This window comes from Blautia sp. ZXY-1-C6, assembly GCF_056339875.1.
On sequence record NZ_JBWJVQ010000107.1, the window covers coordinates 1 to 2,799 of the forward strand.

The following is a 2,799-nucleotide window of genomic DNA, read 5'->3' on the forward strand; positions in this document are numbered from 1 at the left end:
GCAATGCCACATGATCCAGTATTCCGGTAAGATGTGCGATGGTTATCCCGTAATTGGTCACAGGTACCTGTTGCTTCTTTGCCCTGTCGATGCGGGACATCACATATTTCCGGTTAAACATACATGCTCCGCACTGGATGATCAGATGATATTCGGTAAGGATCATCCGGAAAATCGGTTCCGCTTTTACCAGCTCTACCTGCAGGTTTTCTCCAAATCGTTTTTTCAGCATCCGGGGAATTTTCACTCTGCCAATATCCTCTTTCAGAGGTGCATGTGTGCAGCATTCGGCAATCAGTACATGAGAAGTTTCTTTCAGACTGTCAATTGCTTTTGCTCCCTCTATGTAGTAAGAAAGATCTCCCTTGTATGCCGCAAACAGTACAGAAAAGGAAGTAAGCATGCTCTCTTTTGGTTTGTTCTCATAGATGTATGGGAACACCTGAGAATCTGTGATGATCAGCTTCGGTGGTCTGGAAAGAGTCTGCAATGCAGCCGGATACCGGTCAGTAGTTACACTCATTATGAGACATCTTTTATCCAGCAGTTCTCGTAGAGTCTGTACCTGGGGCAGGATCAGCCGTCCCTTTGGTGCCTGGATATCCTGTGGCATTACAAGGAGTACCAGATCATCTTTGGAAACCAGATTCCCGGCGATCATTCTGTTACCGTAGCCTTCCGGGATTTTTTCTGTCAGAAGCTCTTTTAGTTCCCGGATTGCCTCTGCCGTTCCAGAACTCGACAGGACAGACTGTTTCTCCTGCATTTTTCTGAATCATCTGAATCAGATATTCTTTTTGTTCCTGTGTATATAGATACAGCTTTACCAAGCGCCGGGATTACCGGTGTCTGCCGTTTCTTAAAATAGTTATACCATTTTAATTCCTGTACCATTTCATCCCCACAGATAAGGATGATCGCCAGTTCAGTTTTCTGTGCAGCCAGACTGGTTTTTTCTATTCGTAATGCACCCAGTTCTCCTTCATCATCAAATCCTGCCGTATCGATGAGGACACAGGGACCAAGAGGATAGATTTCCATTGATTTGTATACAGGATCTGTGGTAGTTCCGGCAACATCCGCAACAATAGATACTTTCTGCCCGGAAAAAGTATTGATAAATGAGGATTTTCCACTGTTGGTTTTGCCAAAGATTCCGATATGCAGACGGTTTCCGGAAGGTGTTTCGTTCAATGTCACTGCCATATTAATCCCTTCTTTCAGGTGTTGTTATTGATCGTTAAAAGTGCAGAGAATGTCAGAATCGGAAATCTCTCTGTCCGTTTACAATATCTGCAAGGTGTTCCTCTGTGAGTTTCCTTATCTTTTCGCCCGGGATATTTTCCAGTTCTTTTTGAATCAGCTCCAGTCCGACTTTTTTCGTCTCAGGGCTTGCATAATCCTGGAGATATTCCATCAATGTCATCAGCGCATTGGGATGGCAGCAGTTAGAAATCTGTTTACTTTTGCACAAAGACATAAAACGGTCACCTGTTCTTCCTGCTCTGTAACAGGCAGTACAGAAGCTTGGGATATCTCCCATACCCATCAGCCAGTTAACGATTTCATCCAGAGATCTCTGGTCACTGACGTCAAATTGTGCAGATGTCACTTCATCTTCTGTTTCAGGAACGTCATACCCGCCAACACTTGTTCTGGAGGCACCGCTGATCTGAGAAACTCCCAGAGGAAGTACTTTTTCACGAACTGCTTTACTTTCTCTTGTGGAAATGATCATTCCCGTATATGGCACAGCAATCCGGATCAGTGCACAGATTTTGGCAAAAATTTCATCACTGATACTGTTATCAAAAGCAGAAGGATCAATATCATCCGCATGTTTGATACGAGGCACACTGATAGTATGAGGACCTACTCCATGAACTGCCTCAAGATGTTCCGCATGCATCAGAAGCCCGGCAAACTCATATCTGTAAAGTTCAAGACCAAATAATACACCCAGTCCTACATCATCAATGCCACCTTCCATTGCGCGGTCCATTGCTTCTGTATGATAGGCATAGTTATGTTTCGGACCTGTTGGATGAAGTGTTTCGTAACTTTCTTTATGATAAGTCTCCTGAAAAAGAATGTAGGTACCGATTCCTGCATCTTTTAATTTCCTGTAATTTTCCACAGTTGTGGCAGCAATATTTACATTGACACGTCGAATGGCACCATTCTTATGTTTAATGCTGTAGATTGTCTGGATGCATTCCAGAATGTACTCAATGGGATTATTGATCGGATCCTCTCCGGCTTCAATAGCAAGACGTTTATGTCCCATATCCTGAAGGGCAGTTACTTCTTTTACAATTTCTTCCTGAGTAAGTTTTTTGCGGGCAATATGCTGATTTTTCTTATGATACGGACAGTACACACAGCCGTTTACGCAATAGTTGGAAAGATACAGAGGGGCAAACAGAACGATTCTGTTTCCGTAGAATTCTTTCTTGATCTCCGCTGCCAGATCATACATCTTCTGAATCTTCTCAGGAATGGGACAGGCAAGAAGGACAGAGGCTTCTCTGTGGGTAAGTCCTTTACATTCTTTTGCCTTCGCAAGGATCTGGTCGATCAGCGCCACATTTTCTTTGTTTGCATCTGCATATGCAAGGGTTTCTCTGATCTCTTCGTCGGAAATAAATTCTCTCTGCTTTTAATGATTTTGGATTATACATAGATTTGTTTCCTTTCTTTTCGGTCAGGGGCTTCCTTATCTGCCGCTTTCCGATTAGTTTTTTCTATATTCAGTTTTATGTTCCGCTTATCGCGGATGCTTAAGTTATTCAGGAGTGA

2 protein-coding genes and 1 pseudogene are annotated in these 2,799 nt (G+C 43.2%); all 3 read right to left on the bottom strand.

Annotated features, from left to right (window positions below; genetic code table 11):
- Positions 1-766, bottom strand: a 766-nt coding sequence (gene hydF, locus AC075J_RS03975; protein WP_476390039.1) for a [FeFe] hydrogenase H-cluster maturation GTPase HydF, incomplete at its 3' end; no start/stop codon positions are given.
- Positions 706-1,206, bottom strand: coding sequence for a GTPase (locus AC075J_RS03980; protein WP_476390040.1), 501 nt, complete (start codon positions 1,204-1,206; stop codon positions 706-708). The genes hydF and AC075J_RS03980, both read right to left, overlap by 61 nt.
- A gap of 52 nt (positions 1,207-1,258) precedes the next feature.
- Positions 1,259-2,681: pseudogene (gene hydG, locus AC075J_RS03985) on the bottom strand ([FeFe] hydrogenase H-cluster radical SAM maturase HydG).
- Positions 2,682-2,799 lie beyond the last annotated feature (118 nt).

What these genes read in the sequence shown, in the direction of transcription:
- AC075J_RS03980 (WP_476390040.1), bottom strand. Translation starts at nt 1,206, where the DNA reads ATGGCAGTGACATTGAACGAAACACCTTCCGGAAACCGTCTGCATATC.